The organism is Marinilactibacillus psychrotolerans (assembly GCF_900101525.1).
In the GTDB taxonomy this organism is placed as follows: Bacteria; Bacillota; Bacilli; order Lactobacillales; family Carnobacteriaceae_A; genus Marinilactibacillus; species Marinilactibacillus psychrotolerans.
Genome location: NZ_FMZD01000045.1, coordinates 1 through 1,743, shown reverse-complemented (window position 1 = coordinate 1,743; position 1,743 = coordinate 1). Strand labels below are relative to the sequence as shown.

The 1,743-nt window shown below is 45.3% G+C and carries 14 tRNA genes; all 14 read left to right on the top strand.

Going from position 1 to position 1,743, the window contains the following annotated elements:
* Positions 1-4: 4 nt before the first annotated feature.
* A tRNA-Met gene (locus BLT22_RS12150) sits at positions 5-77 on the top strand.
* 86 nt (positions 78-163) lie between these two features.
* Positions 164-234, top strand: a tRNA-Gly gene (locus BLT22_RS12145).
* Positions 235-244: 10 nt separating this feature from the next.
* Positions 245-318 (top strand) — tRNA-Ile (locus BLT22_RS12140).
* 21 nt (positions 319-339) lie between these two features.
* Positions 340-411, top strand: a tRNA-Glu gene (locus tag BLT22_RS12135).
* Between the two features lie 27 nt (positions 412-438).
* A tRNA-Ser gene (locus BLT22_RS12130) sits at positions 439-528 on the top strand.
* Positions 529-632: 104 nt separating this feature from the next.
* A tRNA-Met gene (locus BLT22_RS12125) sits at positions 633-705 on the top strand.
* Between the two features lie 78 nt (positions 706-783).
* Positions 784-856, top strand: a tRNA-Asp gene (locus tag BLT22_RS12120).
* 15 nt (positions 857-871) lie between these two features.
* A tRNA-Phe gene (locus BLT22_RS12115) sits at positions 872-944 on the top strand.
* A gap of 2 nt (positions 945-946) precedes the next feature.
* Positions 947-1,027 (top strand) — tRNA-Tyr (locus BLT22_RS12110).
* Positions 1,028-1,032: 5 nt separating this feature from the next.
* Positions 1,033-1,103: transfer RNA gene (locus BLT22_RS12105), tRNA-Trp, on the top strand.
* Between the two features lie 18 nt (positions 1,104-1,121).
* Positions 1,122-1,194: transfer RNA gene (locus tag BLT22_RS12100), tRNA-His, on the top strand.
* 12 nt (positions 1,195-1,206) lie between these two features.
* Positions 1,207-1,279 (top strand) — tRNA-Gln (locus BLT22_RS12095).
* Positions 1,280-1,323: 44 nt separating this feature from the next.
* Positions 1,324-1,394 (top strand) — tRNA-Cys (locus BLT22_RS12090).
* Positions 1,395-1,419: 25 nt separating this feature from the next.
* Positions 1,420-1,504 (top strand) — tRNA-Leu (locus BLT22_RS12085).
* Positions 1,505-1,743: the final 239 nt, after the last annotated feature.

Genomic DNA, 1,743 nt, shown 5'->3' with positions numbered 1-1,743 from the left:
TTATCGCGGGGTAGAGCAGCTGGCAGCTCGTCGGGCTCATAACCCGGAGGTCGCAGGTTCGAATCCTGTCCCCGCAATTGATATAGATGTTATTGCTTACCTAATTATAAGGCAGGGATTTCAAATTTGACAACTCCTGTCGGTGTTGTTTCCTAAACACAATGCGGGTGTAGTTTAGTGGTAAAACTACAGCCTTCCAAGCTGTTGTCGCGAGTTCGATTCTCGTCACCCGCTTTTATGACAAGGGCCTATAGCTCAGCTGGTTAGAGCGCACGCCTGATAAGCGTGAGGTCGGTGGTTCGAGTCCACTTAGGCCCATTAGTTTTTATTTATTATACTGGCCCCTTGGTCAAGCGGTTAAGACACCGCCCTTTCACGGCGGTAACACGGGTTCGAATCCCGTAGGGGTCATTAGTGTTCAATCACTATACATTTTTTGGAGGATTACCCAAGTCCGGCTTAAGGGAACGGTCTTGAAAACCGTCAGGTGTGTAAAAACGCGCGTGGGTTCGAATCCCACATCCTCCTTTACCTTGATTTTGCTGCAAATCTTTAGTACAGTGGCATTAATGAGGTTTGAATTTAGAATAAATAGCCAATGTGTTTTCTAGAATGTTTCCAACATTCATTATCGCGGGGTAGAGCAGCTGGCAGCTCGTCGGGCTCATAACCCGGAGGTCGCAGGTTCGAATCCTGTCCCCGCAATTTTCATGATTATTATTCGAGTAATTTATGAATAGGAATATTTTGATGAAATTATATTTTAAGAATACATAAAATAATGGTCCCGTAGTGTAGCGGTTATCACGCCTGCCTGTCACGCAGGAGATCGCGGGTTCGAATCCCGTCGGGACCGTTAGAATTTTTCCAAGGCGCAGTAGCTCAGTTGGTAGAGCAACGGATTGAAGCTCCGTGTGTCGGCAGTTCGACTCTGTCCTGCGCCATTGGAGGGATAGCGAAGTGGCTAAACGCGGCGGACTGTAAATCCGCTCCTTCGGGTTCGTAGGTTCGAATCCTACTCCCTCCATTTTTAGGGATATAGTTTAACGGTAAAACTACGGTCTCCAAAACCGTCAATGTGGGTTCGATTCCTACTATCCCTGTGAAACATTATAATTTTGGCGATTGTGGCGAAGTGGTTAACGCACCGGGTTGTGGTCTCGGCATTCGTGGGTTCGATCCCCATCAGTCGCCCTTGTAACACAATGGGCTATAGCCAAGCGGTAAGGCAGCGGGTTTTGATCCCGTCATTCCCCAGGTTCGAATCCTGGTAGCCCAGTACCATTGTGATTTCGCTTAGTAGTTTAAAGTGAATAAATGTATGGCGGTATAGCCAAGTGGTAAGGCAGAGGTCTGCAAAACCTTCATCACCGGTTCAAATCCGGTTACCGCCTTGTCTTTTAACATTAATATTAACAGGCCGGCGTGGCGGAATTGGCAGACGCGCTGGACTCAAAATCCAGTGCCCGTTAAGGGCGTGCCGGTTCGACCCCGGCCGCCGGTATTGAAAATATATTCAATATATTTTCAAAAAGTGTTTGACAGATGATTATACAAATGGTATTATAAATAGGTTGCTGATAACGACGTAAACAATACTTATTGAATTGAAAATGAAATATTTTCAAAAAAGTGTTGACACTGAATTGACAACATGGTATGATATAAAAGTTGCTGACAAACGCAGCGACATCTTATAGAATAGTAGATCTTTGAAAACTGAACAAAGTAAAATTAACCAAA